A 15,146-nucleotide genomic window follows, 5' to 3' on the forward strand; every position below is an offset into this window, starting at 1 on the left:
AATGAATTAGGATTTATGGATTACTACCCTCTAAGAATCACAACAATTGAAGCAGAAAGCGTCATAACGTTTGATTTATATATTTACTTTAAAGAGACCTATCTTAAGTATCAAGAGGCAGGCAGTGCAATCTCACATGAGAAACTTGAAAAGCTAAATAAGCAACAAGTTGCTAAGTTCTATATTCTTGAAGCAGATGTTGAAAAATATCAGCAATATATTAAAGACCTTCTTGATTCAAAACTTCAGGATATTGACATACCAATTGAAGAAAAGATTGAAGTCGTTGATGGTGCGTGTAAGACGGCAATCGAACAAACACTGAAGGCTCCAGATAAAGAAGAAAATTATCAAATGACAGAGCTTGCTGCCGCTCAGTTAAAAAAAGTTCTCTCTTCAGGGCCAGATGCCTTAAAACAATTCTTTGATAAAAAAACTGTCGATACAAATTTAATTATTGAACACTCAATGAATGTTGCAACCCTTGCTACTAGGCTTGCTATCAGAGCAGGTTGTAATGATACCGAGATTTCAAATATTGCGACTGCAAGTCTACTCCACGATGTTGGAATCACGCGCTTAAATAGCCAAGATCAAGAGCTCTTTAAAAAGAATAAAGAAGAGTTGAGTGAAGATGAGAAAAGAGTTTATGGCCTTCACGTTAAAGATGCCGTCAGTGCTCTTAAAGATAAACCATGGGTAACAAAGGAAGTTCTTGAACTCATCGTCAACCATGAAGAAGTCAAAGGTGGCGCTGGCCCAAATCGTTTAAAGGAATTAAGCCTCCCCATAATGATTATCTCTCTTGTAAATACTTACGATAAAATGGTTACTGTCCACAAGATGAATGCAAGGGATGCGCTAACTGAATTAACAATGAATCAACTTGATCACTACGAGCATGATGTCATTAACAAGTTTAAGGATATATTAATCGATGAAAATATTGTCTAGCTTAGCAGTTTTAATTTTTCTACTCTCTTCATGCAATACAAAGATAGTGGATGAAAATACATGTGATATAGAATCAATGAAGTGCTATCGAGGCTATCCTCATTCTTGTGATTTTATTAAGCAATGTAGTGGGATCAAGCATAAATTTACAAAGCAAGTGTGTTCAAATGCCTTTAATGAGCTTTTTAGAGGAGCTAACTCGAAAGATGTAATCGAGAAGTACTCCCCTAAAATTCTTCACTGTTTTAATGAAAAAGAATTTCATAATTTTAATATCGACAAGAATTTAAGACCTAAAGATTGAATCTCTTAGTCTCTTAAACAAAGAGCGCTGTGTTCTTATGCGATTCTTTGACTTAAGCATATTCTTAGACGAATCTAAGTCGATAAACTCTTTCTCACGATTTTCAATATATTGATTAATTTCTAATTCTTTCTGTGCACTAGTAAAATTCTTTCTTAGCTCTTTTGCATGAAGCTCATTCTTAGCAGAAATCTCTCTTGCTCTTTTTACGGCCTGATTTGCCACAGAACTCTTTTGGGCCTGAAACTTTCCTTCCCATGGCCTTTGTTGCTTCTCCATAACTTCTTCAGGAGTCGCAACAACAACCTCTTCAACAGCAACGACAGCTGGGGCAACCTCAACCTTCTTGGCCTGTTTCTTAGCTGTTAAATCATTTAAACCAATGGCCATAATTAAAACCTATTACTCAAATTTCCAAAATTAGCTTGCCCTAGGCCTCCAAAAACTCGTGCCTGATGTCCGGGAAGTTGATTTTGTTCTGATTTTCTTATGTGATAATTAGAGATCGCCTGATGGATTTGTTTAAATAACTCAACAGTGTCTTTTGCAATGGGCTTTCCAGCTGCATGTTCTGCAATTGAAAGATTAAGCGCCATCGCCTCTTCAGCACTTACTGATTCTTTAATACCAACAGTCGTACAACCAGTAACATTCTGATAGTACCAATTTAAGATATCGTTACTTAACTTCTTATTTGTTGAATACTTTGTTGGTACAAAGATTGATTCAAAATCTAGTCTCATCTCATCTTTAAATTCTTTTAGGAAGTGAGAGAAAACTCTGAAGTTTCTAAAGTTATTAATCTTACACTCGAGAGGTGAAATTAGTGCATCACTTGCCACAAGAGCATTAGTCGTTAGCTTATTCCAATTTGGAGAGCAGTCCATGATCACAAGATCAAAGTGCTCTTTAAGTGGATCAATCACTCTTTCTTTTAACCAAAACTCACGTCGGTTAATATTATTTAATGAGTCATTAAGAGCAACAAGCTCAGGTGTCTCTGGAATAATAAATAAATTAGGCATTCCTAGTTGAACGATCACTTCATCAAGAGTTGCCTCCCCAGAGAAGTAATCACATAGGCCCTTTGTCTGATCTAGTTTTTGAATAAGCTCATCAAGGCTTCCGCTGTCATCAGACTCAGTATCATAACCAAGTGACGTTGTTACATCTCCTTGGATATCAAGTCCAACAACACATACTCGCTGTCCATGAAGTGCAGCTGTGCGCGCAAGGTTTAGAGCAAGTGTCGATTTAAGAACTCCACCCTTTGTCGTGAAAACACAAACCGAAGTAGGCTTTTCAAATTTCTTGAAATAACCAACTTGTTCGCCTATTTTTGGAAGTAAATTTACTGGCCAACCTTTTCTAAAGATTGCACCACTTCTGTACTTACGAGAGGCCGGAATTTGCCCGGCAGATTCTAGATCTTGTATCTCAAATTTTAAATTTGGGTCACCATATATATCGGCCACTTTTTTAAGTGGGTAGAAATTATCCATTATTAAGTCTCCTCCATAAGTACTTTACTTATAATTTTACGCATTTAGTGGAGGCTGTGTCAAAAAAATCATACTCTCAAATGAAGCTGTGATACTATTTCGATGTGGAAGCTTTAGCTCTAGACCATATTTACGATTTTGCAGGCCATAAAGCACAGATTCGTGAAATCGGCCCTCTTGATAAGAAGATGCTTCTTGAAGGTATCCATGAAATGGAACCTAAGTCCATCTATCACCGCTTCTTTGGTGCAAAGAAAGGTTTAACTGCTAAAGAGCTCATCAATCTCACCGAATACGATAAGAGATTTCACTATGCTATCGGTGTCGCAACAATCACAAGTCCCTCTCATCCAATGGGAGTTGCAAGGTTTGATATTCAACGAGACAATCCAGCTATTGCAGAGTTTGCCATTACTATCATTGATAAATACCAAGGCATTGGTATTGGTAAGGAATTGCTAAGTTTATTAATTCTTGAGGCGAGGTCTCGAGGAGTAAAAATCCTAAAGGGAGAGATGCTTAGTACAAATACGCAAATGATAGGCTTGGCCCAATCCATGACAAAGACGCATGGATGTGAGCTCAAGTTATCACAAAGTGAGCAGGGAGTTCAGACCATAAGCCTGATCCTTCCCTCTTAATCACCTACTGGCGATTACGTCCTTTAAGAACTTCTTTTCCACCCATATATGCTCTTAATTTCTCAGGAACATAAATTGAACCATCTTCTTGTTGATGATTTTCAATGAAAGGAACAAGAATTCTTGGCGTTGCAACCATCGTGTTATTTAAAGTGAAAACGTGCTTAACATTTCCATCTGCATCTCTGTAGCGAGTATTTGTTCTTCTTGCTTGCCAGTCGTGAAGTGCAGAACATGAGTGTGTCTCACGGTACTTTTCTTCACTTGGTACCCAGCACTCAATATCGTACATTCTAAATTTTCCAGCACCCATATCACCTGTACATACTTCTAGGATTTGATATGGAAGCTCAAGTGCCTTACAGAATTCTTCTGCAGCTTCAAGAAGTGACTTATGCCATTTTTCAGATTCCGCTTCATCACCTTTACAGATAACGAATTGTTCTGTTTTTTGAAATTGGTGGACACGGATAAGACCTTTTACATCCTTACCGTAACTTCCCGCTTCCCCTCTAAAACATGGAGAGAAACCAGCGTATAAAATTGGCAGATCTGATTCATTGATAATCTCACCACCGTGAAGACTATTTAATTGAACTTCTGCTGTTCCTGAAAGATAGATATCATGCTCTGGAATATAGTAAGCGTCTTCTCTTCCAGTTGGAAAGTGACCTGTACCATAAAGAGCGTCTTCTCTTGCCATCGATGGTGATGAAACAAGTGTGAAGCCTTTTTCCGTTAGCATATCAAGAGCGAGGCGGTGCATGGCCATTTCTAAAAGAACCATATCATTTCTAAGAGAGTAAGAACGTGAACCACAAACTTTTGCGATATTCTTAAACTCTGCCCATTCGTTCATTTCTAAAATTTCAACGTGATGTCTTGGAGCAAATGAGAAATTTGGCTTCTCACCTTCAACACGGCTTACAACGTTTTCACTATCGTCTTTTCCAACTGGTGCATCTTTAGATGGAACCATTGGAACAACGTACATAAGCGCCTTAAACTTTTCTTCAAGTTCACTAATTTCTGGATTCATTTCCTTAAGCTCGTTGGCAATTTCTTTACCTTCAGCAATAAGTTTTGGTCTTTCTTCGTTAGATGCTTTTGGGATTAATTTCGAGTGAGCATTTCTCTTCTCTTGTAAATCCTGTTGTTTCGTCTTTAATTCAGAGAGTTTAGAGTCAATTGAAAGAAGTTCATCTAGATCAAGCCCAATTCGCTTGTTCGCAATTACATCCTTCATTAAATCAACATTTTCTCTGATAAATTTGATATCTAACACTATGCACTCCAGTTTATTTTTATAGTTGTTAGAATAACCCAAAACCACTAAAATTGACACTCTAAATTGCTTTAAAATCAGGGAGTTACTCATGGCATCATGTCGTTATTGTGGAAAAGAAATTACTTGGATGAAAGATGGGCGTAAAAACGTTCCAGTAGAAGGTGACGGTGCCGTCCATAAGTGTGAAAATATGATTAATGCTCGCAAGAGTTTCCGTAAAATTACACCAACAGAAGTTGATCCAGAATTACTTAAGCAGTACGAGAATGCGATAAACGAGAAGGCCAAAAAATAATTGCCACTCCAATGAGTATCATCGCAAAACAGTAGAATTGCCCCACTGAAAAGAGGTTAAAGAAGAGCCCAATTTGTGGATCAGGAGTTCGAAAGAACTCAACAATAAAACGACCAATTCCATAGATGATAAGAAAAAGGCCAGAGTTTAAAGCTGGTCTTTTTAAATTCTTTTTCAAAATAAATAAAATAAGAAATAAGACTAACCCTTCCAAAAAGGCTTCGTAGAGCTGTGAAGGATGACGAGGATTAGAATCATATAATTTTGGAAAAATGACGGCCCAAGGAACGTCTGAAACTCTTCCCGCAAGCTCTCCATTAATAAAGTTAGCGATACGGCCAAACATAATACCTGGCCCAACAGTTGTTAGAACGATATCTGTTAGGGCAAAGAATTTTAGCCCATGCTTTCTAGCGTAGTAGTAAGTCCAAAGCCCCCCCCCAATCAGGGCACCGTGAAAGCTCATTCCTCCCTCCCAGAAGTAAAGAACGCGCTTTAAGTCCGCAGCATAATAACTAAAATTATAGAAGAAGATATAAAAGAGTTTCCCACCGGCCAGCATGACAAAGAAGCCAGAGAAGAGATAATTTAAATAATGATGAAAAGAGACACTTAGCTCTTCTCTTTTAATGAGATACTTTCCTAAATAGAGTGTCCAGAAATAACCGAAGAAGTAGGCCAGCCAATACCACGCAATCTTAACACCCAAAAAATCGATAGCAATTGGATTAAGATTGTGGACATAGTATTGCATTAATTAACCATAAGATTTGTTATTAGCTTATTACATTCAATAGTTAAATTATCCATGTGTTTGTCTTCAATGGCAAATCGCTCCTTATCTTGTGAGAAGCGCTCTTGTTTTGATAGGTCCTTGCGGGCCTGATGAGTTGGAAAGTGCTTAATTTCCTCATACATCGAAAAGATAATTGGGTATTCTTCATTCTCAACAAAGTCCACGCGGTCAATAAGCATTCTTAAGCGAATACAGGCCTCACTTGCTTCACACTGTTTTTGGACAAAGGCACGTGCAATTGTAATTAGGCTGTCACGAACAAAGGCCTGTCTCTCTTTCTCTTTTGCTTCCATCTTGTCATGTTCGGCGATACGCTTTTTCGTCTCTTGCTTAAGCTTGATATAGAAGAAGCCTACTCCCATTGAAAGGATGAATACTAAAACTGATAAAATGATAAATGCGATATTATACTGTTGTTGAGTCATGGCCAATTTATACTGCGAAATCCTACATATGTGAAGGTTTTGGTGGATATGTTCCTTCTGGCGCTTCCTCATACCACTGCTTAACCTGTTGAATTATCGTGGCCTGATCTTGAGGAAGACTCCCTCCAATTGGATACATATTTGAGACGTGATTGATCCTAAGTAAAATTTCTCGAGAGGCCTCAATGCCAGATAAGATATCGTGCATCTCCCCTAGAATTTCCTTGGTTGTCAGCATTTCAAGGCCACGCTGTACCATTCGGTAATATGGGGTTCCTTCAACTGCCATTGTCGTAAGAAATGACAGATAATCTGGAGAGATTTTAGATAGAACACGTGATGTCTCTTTTACATGGGTCTCAGTATGCTTCTTGCCACCAAGTCCAAGCATGGCAATAACAGACAATTTCATCCCCGCATCCATAACTTTTTTGGAACCATCAATCATATCTTGGGCGCTATTTCCCTTAACTGTCATATGGAGGACTTTGTCACAACCAGATTCCATTCCAAGGTAAGCAATACCAAGGCCTGCTTCCTTTAAGTAGCAAAGTTCTTCTTGCGTCTTATCCAGCATATTTTGGGCCGTCGCATAGACTCCCACGCGAATATCTCCAAATTCCTCACGAATTGCCAAAAGGCTCTTATAAAGATCCTCAGTAGGGGCCCCAAGAGCATCCCCATCACATAAAAATACTTTAGAGGGGCGCATTTCAAAGCGTCGGTAATAGGCCGCCGCCTTCTTGATATCCTCAATTACCTCATCGGTGTTTCTCTCTTTATAAGTCTTAGAACGGTACATATTGCAATATGTACATTTATTATTGGAGCAACCAATGGTTTGTTGTATAAGGAGAGAACGCCCTTCAGAAGGAGGACGGAAAACAGGTTCGTGATATTTTATCGGAAAGTCATAAAACATGGCGCTACCTTAATTGATTTGGATTATATATGAAAGAATATATCATTGAATCATATGCAGAGAAATACCTAGTGACTCTAAATAATGAGGCACAATTCAATATTCTTTGTGATTCTCACTCGATAGCTCACCATCTGGCCCTATCTCTAAACTTAGGAACAATGGAGACACCAATTGAAAGCCCTGAACTTTTCACATTAGTCGGAAATGTTCGCGGCGTAAAAACTTATACCCTATCTCTTGTTTCACCAAACCTAAGAGTTGATGAAGAAGCCGATATTAATGACTGTTGCCAGAGTGGATGCAGCGGTTGTCCTTATTTTAATGGATAATAATTTATGAAGAAATTTAGTGTAACGGCAAAGGCCTATTCAGATACAACGGCAGCAGACCTACTTGCAGAAAAATGTGCAAAAGCAGGAATTGAGCTATCAAAGATAAAAATTAAAAACCTTATGAAGCAAGGTGCTTGTTGGACAAAGTCTGCTAAGCCTGAGCGAATTCGTAAGGCCAAGTATGAAATCAAACGCGGTCAAACGATCAAGCTTTACGTTGATCCAAATATTGCAGAATTTGATATGAGCACTGTTGAGTGCATGCATGAGACTCACCACTATGGAGTTTACTTCAAGCCAGCAGGGCTTCTGTGCCAAGGGACAAAGTATGGTGATGAGTACACGATCATAAGAGAGATTCACAAACGCACTGGACGTGAACCATTTCTTATCCACCGCCTTGATAAAGAGACGGCCGGTCTAATGATGATTGCTTATACTAAGAAAGCTGCCCGTGCTTTTTCAGAACAGATTAAGAATCATAAAATTCAAAAAACATATCAGGCCGAGATTAAAGGAAAGCCGGAAAAGGCCAAGCGTCTTGAAAGTGTTATCGATGGTAAAAAGGCCATTTTAGAGTACGAAGTTAAGAAGTATCTTGAAAAGACGGCCCTTGTTGAAGTTAATCTCATCACAGGACGTAAGCACCAAATTAGAATTCAATTCACAGAACTAGGTTTTCCAGTAATGGGTGATCCTCGTTACGGGAAAGGAAATGTGAACGATACAGGCCTTGCCCTTATCGCATCTAAACTTGTTTTTGATGATCCATGGAGAAGTGGGAATCTTGTTACTATCGAATTACCTCAAGACAAGAGGCTATTCTAGTTAGGTTTCTTATAATCTTTTAGGTCGATATTTTTAACCTTAAGATTTAATTCTTTTGCAATTGATTTCTTAATCAGTTCATTCTTGTAGTCAACAATAGGATTCTTGCTACGACGATTAATTGGGAATAGGTATCTGTCTTTTTCAAAGAATGCGATTTCGATTTTTCCGGCTTTCATACGCCAAAACTTAACATAGAATAAACTTACGTGCATCTATTACTTAGTCTTGCGCTACGTGTTCAAATTCACTATGTAATTTCAGCTTATTGAACGTTGAATTCTAAATCAACTTTGTCGTGAATAACCTTATCTGCCACAGTGCCCAATAAAGTTGATCGATACTTAATGCCAAATTTTGTACGGTCGAAGCTAACTTTACCCGTGGCATTCTTGCCGTCATAATTCATATTAAAAGTTAGAGGACGTGTTACCTTTTTGATCTTAAAGTCTGCCACAACCTTATATTTATTCTTTGCAATTTTTGTAATTGATTTCGTTACCATAGTCGCGATTGGGTATTTTTCAATTTCAAAGAAGTCACTTTGGCGAAGGTGATTTTGTAACTTATCCTTCCACTCCCCTTCAAGATCACGAACATCAATTGTATTCATCTGAACAGTGAATGATCCTTTCACTGGCTCGCCCTTATCGTCGTGTTCGATTGTTCCTTTTAAGAATTTAACATGTCCCCAGTGCTGGCCACCAACTTTACTCGCGTGCCATTTTAGAAAACTCTTATCGGTATCAATATCCTTAGCGAATGCAAGAATTGAAAGTAAAATACAAAAACCGATAATTAATAATTTCATCTTCTTTCCTCCAACGATACCACAACGACAATAGTTGTAAGTATTCTAAGAGAAAACACGATGTGCCAATAATTAAGTTTTGGTAAAGATTAGTTAAACCGGCAATAGAAAGGCATTCTCAAGATCAATAGCGAGCTTTACTTGTGAGCCAACACTCACCTTAGATGAGTCGGCCATTTGAAATCTTAGAACCTTGGCATTCATGGTTGCAACTTCAATGAAGTCATATTCGCCATGTCTAATAATTGCCTTCACTCGCCCTTTTAAGTGTCCATCTTCCTCAACTAATTTTAAAAATTTCGGACGAAAGGCCAAGTAGACAAATTGGTTATTTGTTTTGAGATTATCCATAACTTCAAATTGTCCAAAGTCATTTTTTACGACAACCTTGTCACCATTTCTCTCAACAATAGGTCCTGCAACGAGATTGATCATCCCACCAAAGCGAGCAGCATCAATTGACAGAGGCCTATCATAGAAGTCTTGTGGTTTTTGATAAGTCTGAAGTTTAGCGCCACTAAGATAAATAATACGATCACTTAATGAATACGCTTCTTTTAAATTATGAGTGACAAAAACTAATGAGATTTCATTCTCTTTAAAAATTTCAAAAATTTCATGGCATAGAGTTGCTTTAAGAAATTCATCGATATTTGAAAATGGCTCATCTAGTAAGAGTACATCTGGTGCAATGACCATTGAGCGAGCAAAGAGAAGTCTTTGTAATTGTCCGGCCGAAAGTTGATCGAGCTTTTTGTGATCCTTGTATTCTAGGCCAAAAATTTCAATCATATCACGAACGCGATTCGTATCGGCACTTGGCTCGTGAGCAAGTAAATGACTTTCAATATTTTCAAAAACCGTTAAGTCCCAGTTAAGGTTATCAACACCAGAGACCATTTCAATTTTAAGTCCCTCTGATTTTTCAACCTCACCACTTAATGGTGTTAACTTTCCAGTAAGGATATTGAATAAAGTCGTCTTCCCTGTTCCAGAAGGCCCAAGAAGAGTTAAGACCTCACCCTTTCTAAGATCGAAAGAGATCTTATCAAACTGACAAATTGATTTTTGATCAAAATTATAAGTTAAATTATTTACTGCTAAAACTTTCATTAACCCTAGACTCTCCTAAGTAGGACAATCTGTAAATACAGGGTTTGGAGAGAATTTAAGAAATCTTAATTCAAAAGAAATTATGTTGCCAACGATGAGTAAGCTGTAGCGCCCAGGAGACTTTATGAGCTTTGATAAGGAACTAATTACTGAATCATTTAGGAGAATTGAGCCTAATCTTAAAAACTTTACAAATGCCTTCTTTGACAATGTCATTATTCTCGAGCCAGGCATGCAAAAAGTTTTCGCTCACATGGACCGCGAACAATTGAAAGCGTCTTTTATCAGGGCCCTTAGTATCACGATCAATAACTTAAAAAATCCAGAGTATTTAAAATACTACCTCCAAGGACTGGGAGGAAATCAAATTAAGTACGAAGTATCTGAGACTTATTTTCCCATTTTTGAAGAAGCATTTATTCAAACCCTTATGCTCTTTCATATGAACACCTGGAATCCCAAATTAGAAAAAGCTTGGCGTGAGTGCTTCTACTATGTGGCCGAATATATTTCAGACGGAATGGTTGATGCAACCCTACGCAGGGAGTTTGAAGATTTTTTAGAGAACAAGGAACGAGTGGACTCCTTTAAAAAGGCCGCCTAATTACTTTCTCAATAGTTTCGACGTAATAATTAAGTAATCACTACCCTCTTTCCAAGACTCAGTGACCTCAACTTCATCTTCAGCGACAAAGTAAAAGCGTAGAGAAAAGCCATCTTCTTTAGAATAGATCGTTAACTCGTCATTATTGATCAGTCCAGAAACCTCTCCTTTATAGTAAAGAAGTGGGCCATTAACATCAAAGACAGAGTATGGATATTCAGCACTAAGGCCATTACAGTTGTAACCACCCTCTTGAATTTTAAATTTCTTCCCATCGTAGAATAAACGAAAATAAACTTCAGAGCATTCTTGAGTTGCCTTAGGAGTTTTTACAGCTCCAGTGCCTAGCCACTTACCGCCAATACTAGCGAAAGATAATTGAGTAAATAATAAGAGTGAGATTAATTTCATGGATTAATTATCTCTGGCGCTTGCCCTATAGTCAAAAACCAACAAGTTAAATATAATGGTTTCTATGAATAAACTTCTCATTGCTTCTTTTGCTATATTATTAAGTTCTTGTGGGGGCCCAAAGAAATTTCTAGGGCAGGAACAAGGAAGTCTCTATACTTCAGAGAACTTAAAGAGAAATCCAAGTGATGGCAAAGAAGTTACGCTTAAGGCCCGAATTCATAAGAAGCTAAAAAATAATTTCTACCTTGTTAAGGATGAGCACGGACTCATTCTCGTAAAGATTCGCTCAAGCCTACTTGGACTTGATACTGACTATAACTATCAAACCCTTTTTCTTATGAAGGGTGAAACTGATAATGAGTCAAAGCACTTCTATGTTGAGATAGAAGAGCTTGAGGTCTTTAGGCCTTAGTCGACATTTAGTCCTCTGAGCGACAAATATCGTCTCCGTAGCGACGACACACTCCACTAGAAGAACGCGTTTCGCAATAAGGAATGCAGACGGCGTTGATACCGCAGAAGTCCTCCCTATACCTACGACACTCACCATCCGATGACCTTGAGTCACAATGAGCAACACATTGCCACTGGCGATCTTGCGGAGGTCTGCCATCTTCACTACAGAAATAACGAGTCCCATCGATGACAACTGTTACCTCTGCATTAACACTGAGTCCTAGAAAGAATAGAAATGTAAAAAGAATGAGATTTTTCATATCACTATTAACTCACACCATCTTCATTTTGTTTAGACTGGCCGCACACAAAGTTATGAATGACACTTTAGCTCAGGCATTTTATATTGAGCGAAACAAAAGGAGATCACATGGTTTCAGATATTTTTGACCCAAGTGCTTGGAAAGAAGTCGAAGGCTTCGATTTCAAGGACATTACATACCACCGCGCCGTAGACCAAGGGACAGTTAGAATTGCATTTAACCGCCCTGAATGTCGCAACGCATTTAGACCTCAAACTGTTGATGAGCTTTACCGCGCCCTAGACCACGCAAGAATGTGGAGTGATGTTGGTGTTGTTCTTATCACAGGTAACGGGCCATCACCAAAAGATGGTGGATGGGCATTCTGTTCAGGTGGAGACCAAAGAATTCGTGGAAAAGATGGATATAAGTATGTTGATGGTGATGGAACTCCTGATCCAGCAAAGCTTGGAAGACTACACATCCTTGAAGTGCAACGCTTAATTCGCTTTATGCCTAAAGTTGTTGTTGCTGTCGTTCCTGGTTGGGCAGTTGGTGGAGGACACTCTCTTCACGTTGTTTGTGATATGACAATTGCTTCAAAAGAGCATGCTATCTTTAAACAGACAGACCCAGATGTTGCTTCTTTTGACTCAGGTTACGGTTCAGCATATCTTGCACGCCAATGTGGCCAAAAACGTGCTCGTGAAATTTTCTTCTGTGGCTTCAACTACAGTGCCGAAGAAGCCTTCCAAATGGGCATGGTAAATAAAGTTGTTCCTCATGCAGACCTTGAAAAGGTGGCACTTGAGTGGGCAAAAGAGATGAACTCTAAATCTCCAACTGCAATGCGTATGCTTAAGTTTGGATTCAACCTTCTTGATGATGGCCTAGTTGGTCAGCAACTTTTTGCAGGTGAAGCAACGAGACTTGCTTATGGAACTCCTGAAGCACAAGAAGGCCGTGATGCTTTTGTTGAAAAGCGTGAAAAAGACTTCTCTCAATTTCCTTGGCATTACTAAAGATATAACGGGGGCCTCCATGCCCCCTCGTTCTCTCTACTTCCATGAGAAAATAATTGAGAAATATTCTTTCGTAGCATTTTGTCCGCGATCAAAAACTGTCACCCCTACTTGAAAATTTCCTTCAAGGTCGTACTTTCTATTAAACAAGCTCTCTTTAAGAACATTAGAAATAGTGAACTCATCAATGGTTATTCGGTCAATGATTTCTTCTTCATTTTCTTTGGAAAAGACAACCTGATAGAGAGTGTATTTATAAAATAACTTATCATCACTTACACAATTATCATCGGCATCTTTAAACTTGAATTTGGGTAATTGTTTTCTAAATAATGGTGAATAGTCGATCTGCTCGACCTCGACTTCATCAGGAGGGGTGAAGTCAAATCGAATGGGACTTGTTTCGATAATAATTGATTTCCTATTTTTCTTATCAACAGACTGAAAATAGACCTGTACTTCTTCACATTCCTTATAACCCAACCTAAGCAACTCATGGCCATCAAGAAGTAATTGGTTGGTATTTTGTGGCAGCTTCTTCCACTCCACCTGAATATAGCTATTCTTTGAGTAGTAGCCATAATAAATATCATTAACTTCAGACTTATAAGGATACTTCCAATAGAAACGAAGTGGAGATACTTTAGAGCCCCATCCTGGAACAGGTGACTCTTGTAGAAAGTGATAAGGAAAGGCAACGGCATAACTATAGTTAACATCAATTAACTGCTTGGCCCCTTGATAACTTTCAAATAAATTAACTTCAAAGATTTCATATTGATTTTTTCCCGCCATCTGTGAAGATGTTATCTCGATTGAGTACTTCCCATTTATACACTTGGCCTGTTCAATATTTTCATTACTAAGATCGAGTAAACGCACAGAGTTTCCTTGAGAGCATCCTCCTTCAATTATATGATTCATACTATGCACATCAACACCCTTTGGTGCTAGTCGTATTTCATTAGAAGGTATATAGTCGAAAGAGGTTGAGAAATTATTCGTTTTATAGTCGATATAAAAATCATTACATTCTGCAAAGATTGTCGTCTCCCCCCCGAGATCATACTCATCAGGGAAAATAATAAAGACACCATCATCTTGTCTTAGTGGAATATTGTGAGCATCACGAAGTATATTTTCTGACTTTTTTGTATAGAGTCTCACATTGCCATTGGTATAAGTTCTTCCACAAGTTCCACTAATAACATGTCTTCCTCTAGCACTTTCATCATACTTGCCCCGAGGAGAGAAGAAGTGCGGAGAGGTCTCAACCGACTTATAATAATAAAAGAGCATTCGAAGATTTGAACGAAAATTCCCATTCAGGCCCTCGACAGGAACTTGATAGAGGAGACGTCCCGTTTTTTTTCGAGGTAATAAATCAAGTTTGTAACTAAAGTTACCACTACGACAATTAACAATATTTCCATCGATACTAACTCGTTCAAAGCCTTTACAACTTCCTGTTACCTCAAGGGAATCACCAGAGGCTCCAACAATTGACTCAGTTAAGAAGATCGAATGATCGTCATTTCTAAATTTGATCTTCTTAATAGTCATTTCAGAGCTATTTCCATACGCATCCACCTGATTGATAAATAGATGGGTCTCCATTGCTTCAGCGTTAATTTTTGAAAAGTAGATAGGAGTAAGAAATAGTCCATTTGAGCATGCCGCGGTTTTGACAAAGTCTTCAATATAACTTCCTCGTATAAAAACTGTTCCCTTAAGCTGACAACGGCCAGAAACATATATGGTGCGACCATAGAAGTAGCCTTCCATTGGTGTATCAACAATAACTTTGCCAGGGCGGCGGGTGACGACACTTGGAATTGTCACGACAGCAGAGTATCCATCTTGAGTGACGAAGATATCCTGATGGCCCACAACATCGGCTTGAAAGAATAAAACTTTTCGATACTTCTCATTTTGACATTGTGTGGATAAATGTTGGTCGTTAATAAGATGATTTGAAAAGAAGCTAACGGGAATATCGTCTGTACACTCCCCTTCAATCACAACCCTTTGTCCATTTAGTCTTCTTGAGACAAGGTGTGCTGTTAAGTCCCCTTTGGCAACTTGAAGATTTGTTCCTACAGAGCTGATAGTACGACTGTGCTTTTGACAACCTTCGAGGACAAAGATGAAGATAAGAATGGTGTAAATATATTTATATTCCACACCATTCTTA

The 15,146-nt window shown here is 38.4% G+C and carries 21 protein-coding genes; 9 read left to right on the top strand and 12 right to left on the bottom strand.

Annotation, left to right across the window (positions count from 1 at the left end; genetic code table 11):
• Positions 1 to 15: 15 nt before the first annotated feature.
• Both ABMA72_RS05315 and ABMA72_RS05320 read left to right on the top strand, forming a co-directional pair.
• Positions 16 to 954 carry an HD-GYP domain-containing protein gene (locus ABMA72_RS05315; RefSeq protein ID WP_392856792.1) on the top strand — a complete coding sequence of 313 codons (939 nt, stop codon included), beginning with the start codon at positions 16 to 18 and terminating at the stop codon, positions 952 to 954.
• Entirely contained in the window at positions 938 to 1,258 is a 321-nt protein-coding gene (locus tag ABMA72_RS05320) for a hypothetical protein (RefSeq protein WP_392856794.1), read from the top strand. Before ABMA72_RS05315 ends, ABMA72_RS05320 begins: the two co-directional genes overlap by 17 nt.
• On the opposite strand, the gene ABMA72_RS05325 is transcribed toward ABMA72_RS05320, so the two are convergent.
• Complete coding sequence (locus ABMA72_RS05325) at positions 1,241 to 1,648, bottom strand: hypothetical protein (RefSeq protein WP_392856797.1); 408 nt, start codon at positions 1,646 to 1,648, stop codon at positions 1,241 to 1,243. The two genes, ABMA72_RS05320 and ABMA72_RS05325, sit on opposite strands and share 18 nt — an antisense overlap.
• A 2-nt stretch (positions 1,649 to 1,650) precedes the next feature.
• Positions 1,651 to 2,760 (bottom strand): ParA family protein, encoded by a 1,110-nt coding sequence (locus ABMA72_RS05330; RefSeq protein WP_393056389.1) that lies wholly within the window; start codon positions 2,758 to 2,760, stop codon positions 1,651 to 1,653.
• Positions 2,761 to 2,864: 104 nt separating this feature from the next.
• On the opposite strand from ABMA72_RS05330, the gene ABMA72_RS05335 reads away from it, so the two are divergent.
• Entirely contained in the window at positions 2,865 to 3,401 is a 537-nt protein-coding gene (locus ABMA72_RS05335; protein WP_393056391.1) for a GNAT family N-acetyltransferase, read from the top strand.
• Positions 3,402 to 3,405: 4 nt separating this feature from the next.
• On the opposite strand, the gene serS is transcribed toward ABMA72_RS05335, so the two are convergent.
• Complete coding sequence (serS, locus tag ABMA72_RS05340; RefSeq protein ID WP_392856803.1) at positions 3,406 to 4,686, bottom strand: serine--tRNA ligase; 1,281 nt, start codon at positions 4,684 to 4,686, stop codon at positions 3,406 to 3,408.
• A gap of 91 nt (positions 4,687 to 4,777) precedes the next feature.
• On the opposite strand from serS, the gene ABMA72_RS05345 reads away from it, so the two are divergent.
• Positions 4,778 to 4,984, top strand: a complete 207-nt coding sequence (locus ABMA72_RS05345; protein WP_021266340.1) for a hypothetical protein — start codon at positions 4,778 to 4,780, stop codon at positions 4,982 to 4,984.
• On the opposite strand, the gene lgt is transcribed toward ABMA72_RS05345, so the two are convergent.
• Genes lgt through ABMA72_RS05360 form a run of 3 tightly spaced genes read right to left on the bottom strand, consistent with a single transcriptional unit; the run spans position 4,941 to position 7,127 of the window.
• Positions 4,941 to 5,738, bottom strand: a complete 798-nt coding sequence (gene lgt / locus ABMA72_RS05350; protein WP_393056393.1) for a prolipoprotein diacylglyceryl transferase — start codon at positions 5,736 to 5,738, stop codon at positions 4,941 to 4,943. The genes ABMA72_RS05345 and lgt overlap by 44 nt on opposite strands.
• Positions 5,738 to 6,205 carry a DUF2489 domain-containing protein gene (locus ABMA72_RS05355; RefSeq protein ID WP_392856806.1) on the bottom strand — a complete coding sequence of 156 codons (468 nt, stop codon included), beginning with the start codon at positions 6,203 to 6,205 and terminating at the stop codon, positions 5,738 to 5,740. The genes lgt and ABMA72_RS05355 overlap by 1 nt, the downstream gene beginning before the upstream one ends.
• A gap of 22 nt (positions 6,206 to 6,227) precedes the next feature.
• Positions 6,228 to 7,127 (bottom strand): radical SAM protein, encoded by a 900-nt coding sequence (locus ABMA72_RS05360; RefSeq protein ID WP_393056394.1) that lies wholly within the window; start codon positions 7,125 to 7,127, stop codon positions 6,228 to 6,230.
• Between the two features lie 29 nt (positions 7,128 to 7,156).
• On the opposite strand from ABMA72_RS05360, the gene ABMA72_RS05365 reads away from it, so the two are divergent.
• Both ABMA72_RS05365 and ABMA72_RS05370 read left to right on the top strand, forming a co-directional pair.
• Positions 7,157 to 7,459, top strand: a complete 303-nt coding sequence (locus ABMA72_RS05365) for a hypothetical protein (RefSeq protein WP_393056396.1) — start codon at positions 7,157 to 7,159, stop codon at positions 7,457 to 7,459.
• A 6-nt stretch (positions 7,460 to 7,465) separates the two neighbouring features.
• Positions 7,466 to 8,290, top strand: a complete 825-nt coding sequence (locus ABMA72_RS05370; protein ID WP_392856811.1) for an RluA family pseudouridine synthase — start codon at positions 7,466 to 7,468, stop codon at positions 8,288 to 8,290.
• Here the strand turns inward: ABMA72_RS05370 and ABMA72_RS05375 are convergent.
• The 3 genes from ABMA72_RS05375 to ABMA72_RS05385 all read right to left on the bottom strand — a co-directional run bounded on the left by ABMA72_RS05375 (position 8,287) and on the right by ABMA72_RS05385 (position 10,214).
• Positions 8,287 to 8,505 (bottom strand): hypothetical protein, encoded by a 219-nt coding sequence (locus ABMA72_RS05375; protein ID WP_393056398.1) that lies wholly within the window; start codon positions 8,503 to 8,505, stop codon positions 8,287 to 8,289. The genes ABMA72_RS05370 and ABMA72_RS05375 overlap by 4 nt on opposite strands.
• A gap of 50 nt (positions 8,506 to 8,555) precedes the next feature.
• The gene (locus ABMA72_RS05380) at positions 8,556 to 9,101 is read right to left on the bottom strand and encodes a YceI family protein (protein WP_392856815.1); all 546 of its coding nucleotides are present in this window, start codon (positions 9,099 to 9,101) and stop codon (positions 8,556 to 8,558) included.
• 93 nt (positions 9,102 to 9,194) lie between these two features.
• The gene (locus tag ABMA72_RS05385; protein ID WP_393056400.1) at positions 9,195 to 10,214 is read right to left on the bottom strand and encodes an ABC transporter ATP-binding protein; all 1,020 of its coding nucleotides are present in this window, start codon (positions 10,212 to 10,214) and stop codon (positions 9,195 to 9,197) included.
• Positions 10,215 to 10,338: 124 nt separating this feature from the next.
• Here ABMA72_RS05385 and ABMA72_RS05390 point away from each other — a divergent pair, with 124 nt between their 5' ends.
• Positions 10,339 to 10,818, top strand: coding sequence for a globin domain-containing protein (locus ABMA72_RS05390; protein ID WP_392856820.1), 480 nt, complete (start codon positions 10,339 to 10,341; stop codon positions 10,816 to 10,818).
• Here ABMA72_RS05390 and ABMA72_RS05395 read toward each other — a convergent pair whose 3' ends face one another.
• On the bottom strand, positions 10,819 to 11,229 hold the full coding sequence (locus tag ABMA72_RS05395; RefSeq protein WP_392856821.1) for a hypothetical protein: 411 nt from the start codon (positions 11,227 to 11,229) through the stop codon (positions 10,819 to 10,821).
• A gap of 64 nt (positions 11,230 to 11,293) precedes the next feature.
• On the opposite strand from ABMA72_RS05395, the gene ABMA72_RS05400 reads away from it, so the two are divergent.
• A complete protein-coding gene (locus ABMA72_RS05400; protein ID WP_392856824.1) occupies positions 11,294 to 11,644 on the top strand; it encodes a NirD/YgiW/YdeI family stress tolerance protein in 351 nt (116 codons plus the stop codon).
• Positions 11,645 to 11,651: 7 nt separating this feature from the next.
• Here the strand turns inward: ABMA72_RS05400 and ABMA72_RS05405 are convergent, their stop codons facing one another.
• Positions 11,652 to 11,948 carry a hypothetical protein gene (locus tag ABMA72_RS05405; RefSeq protein WP_392856826.1) on the bottom strand — a complete coding sequence of 99 codons (297 nt, stop codon included), beginning with the start codon at positions 11,946 to 11,948 and terminating at the stop codon, positions 11,652 to 11,654.
• A 110-nt stretch (positions 11,949 to 12,058) separates the two neighbouring features.
• Between ABMA72_RS05405 and ABMA72_RS05410 the strand changes: the two genes are divergently transcribed.
• Positions 12,059 to 12,952, top strand: coding sequence for a 1,4-dihydroxy-2-naphthoyl-CoA synthase (locus tag ABMA72_RS05410; protein ID WP_021266380.1), 894 nt, complete (start codon positions 12,059 to 12,061; stop codon positions 12,950 to 12,952).
• Positions 12,953 to 12,988: 36 nt separating this feature from the next.
• On the opposite strand, the gene ABMA72_RS05415 is transcribed toward ABMA72_RS05410, so the two are convergent.
• Positions 12,989 to 15,136 (bottom strand): hypothetical protein, encoded by a 2,148-nt coding sequence (locus ABMA72_RS05415; protein WP_393056402.1) that lies wholly within the window; start codon positions 15,134 to 15,136, stop codon positions 12,989 to 12,991.
• Positions 15,137 to 15,146: the final 10 nt, after the last annotated feature.

The organism is Halobacteriovorax sp. CON-3 (assembly GCF_043196995.1).
Classification (GTDB): Bacteria; Bdellovibrionota; Bacteriovoracia; order Bacteriovoracales; family Bacteriovoracaceae; genus Halobacteriovorax_A.

Excerpts from the sequence above, each read along its gene's own strand:
- ABMA72_RS05315 (WP_392856792.1), top strand. The coding sequence starts at position 16 with ATGGATTACTACCCTCTAAGAATCACAACAATTGAAGCAGAAAGCGTC.
- ABMA72_RS05320 (WP_392856794.1), top strand. The coding sequence starts at position 938 with ATGAAAATATTGTCTAGCTTAGCAGTTTTAATTTTTCTACTCTCTTCA.
- ABMA72_RS05325 (WP_392856797.1), bottom strand. The coding sequence starts at position 1,648 with ATGGCCATTGGTTTAAATGATTTAACAGCTAAGAAACAGGCCAAGAAG.
- ABMA72_RS05330 (WP_393056389.1), bottom strand. The coding sequence starts at position 2,760 with ATGGATAATTTCTACCCACTTAAAAAAGTGGCCGATATATATGGTGAC.
- ABMA72_RS05345 (WP_021266340.1), top strand. The coding sequence starts at position 4,778 with ATGGCATCATGTCGTTATTGTGGAAAAGAAATTACTTGGATGAAAGAT.
- lgt (WP_393056393.1), bottom strand. The coding sequence starts at position 5,738 with ATGCAATACTATGTCCACAATCTTAATCCAATTGCTATCGATTTTTTG.
- ABMA72_RS05355 (WP_392856806.1), bottom strand. The coding sequence starts at position 6,205 with ATGACTCAACAACAGTATAATATCGCATTTATCATTTTATCAGTTTTA.
- ABMA72_RS05360 (WP_393056394.1), bottom strand. The coding sequence starts at position 7,127 with ATGTTTTATGACTTTCCGATAAAATATCACGAACCTGTTTTCCGTCCT.
- ABMA72_RS05365 (WP_393056396.1), top strand. The coding sequence starts at position 7,157 with ATGAAAGAATATATCATTGAATCATATGCAGAGAAATACCTAGTGACT.
- ABMA72_RS05370 (WP_392856811.1), top strand. The coding sequence starts at position 7,466 with ATGAAGAAATTTAGTGTAACGGCAAAGGCCTATTCAGATACAACGGCA.
- ABMA72_RS05375 (WP_393056398.1), bottom strand. The coding sequence starts at position 8,505 with ATGCACGTAAGTTTATTCTATGTTAAGTTTTGGCGTATGAAAGCCGGA.
- ABMA72_RS05380 (WP_392856815.1), bottom strand. The coding sequence starts at position 9,101 with ATGAAATTATTAATTATCGGTTTTTGTATTTTACTTTCAATTCTTGCA.
- ABMA72_RS05385 (WP_393056400.1), bottom strand. The coding sequence starts at position 10,214 with ATGAAAGTTTTAGCAGTAAATAATTTAACTTATAATTTTGATCAAAAA.
- ABMA72_RS05390 (WP_392856820.1), top strand. The coding sequence starts at position 10,339 with ATGAGCTTTGATAAGGAACTAATTACTGAATCATTTAGGAGAATTGAG.
- ABMA72_RS05395 (WP_392856821.1), bottom strand. The coding sequence starts at position 11,229 with ATGAAATTAATCTCACTCTTATTATTTACTCAATTATCTTTCGCTAGT.
- ABMA72_RS05400 (WP_392856824.1), top strand. The coding sequence starts at position 11,294 with ATGAATAAACTTCTCATTGCTTCTTTTGCTATATTATTAAGTTCTTGT.
- ABMA72_RS05405 (WP_392856826.1), bottom strand. The coding sequence starts at position 11,948 with ATGAAAAATCTCATTCTTTTTACATTTCTATTCTTTCTAGGACTCAGT.
- ABMA72_RS05410 (WP_021266380.1), top strand. The coding sequence starts at position 12,059 with ATGGTTTCAGATATTTTTGACCCAAGTGCTTGGAAAGAAGTCGAAGGC.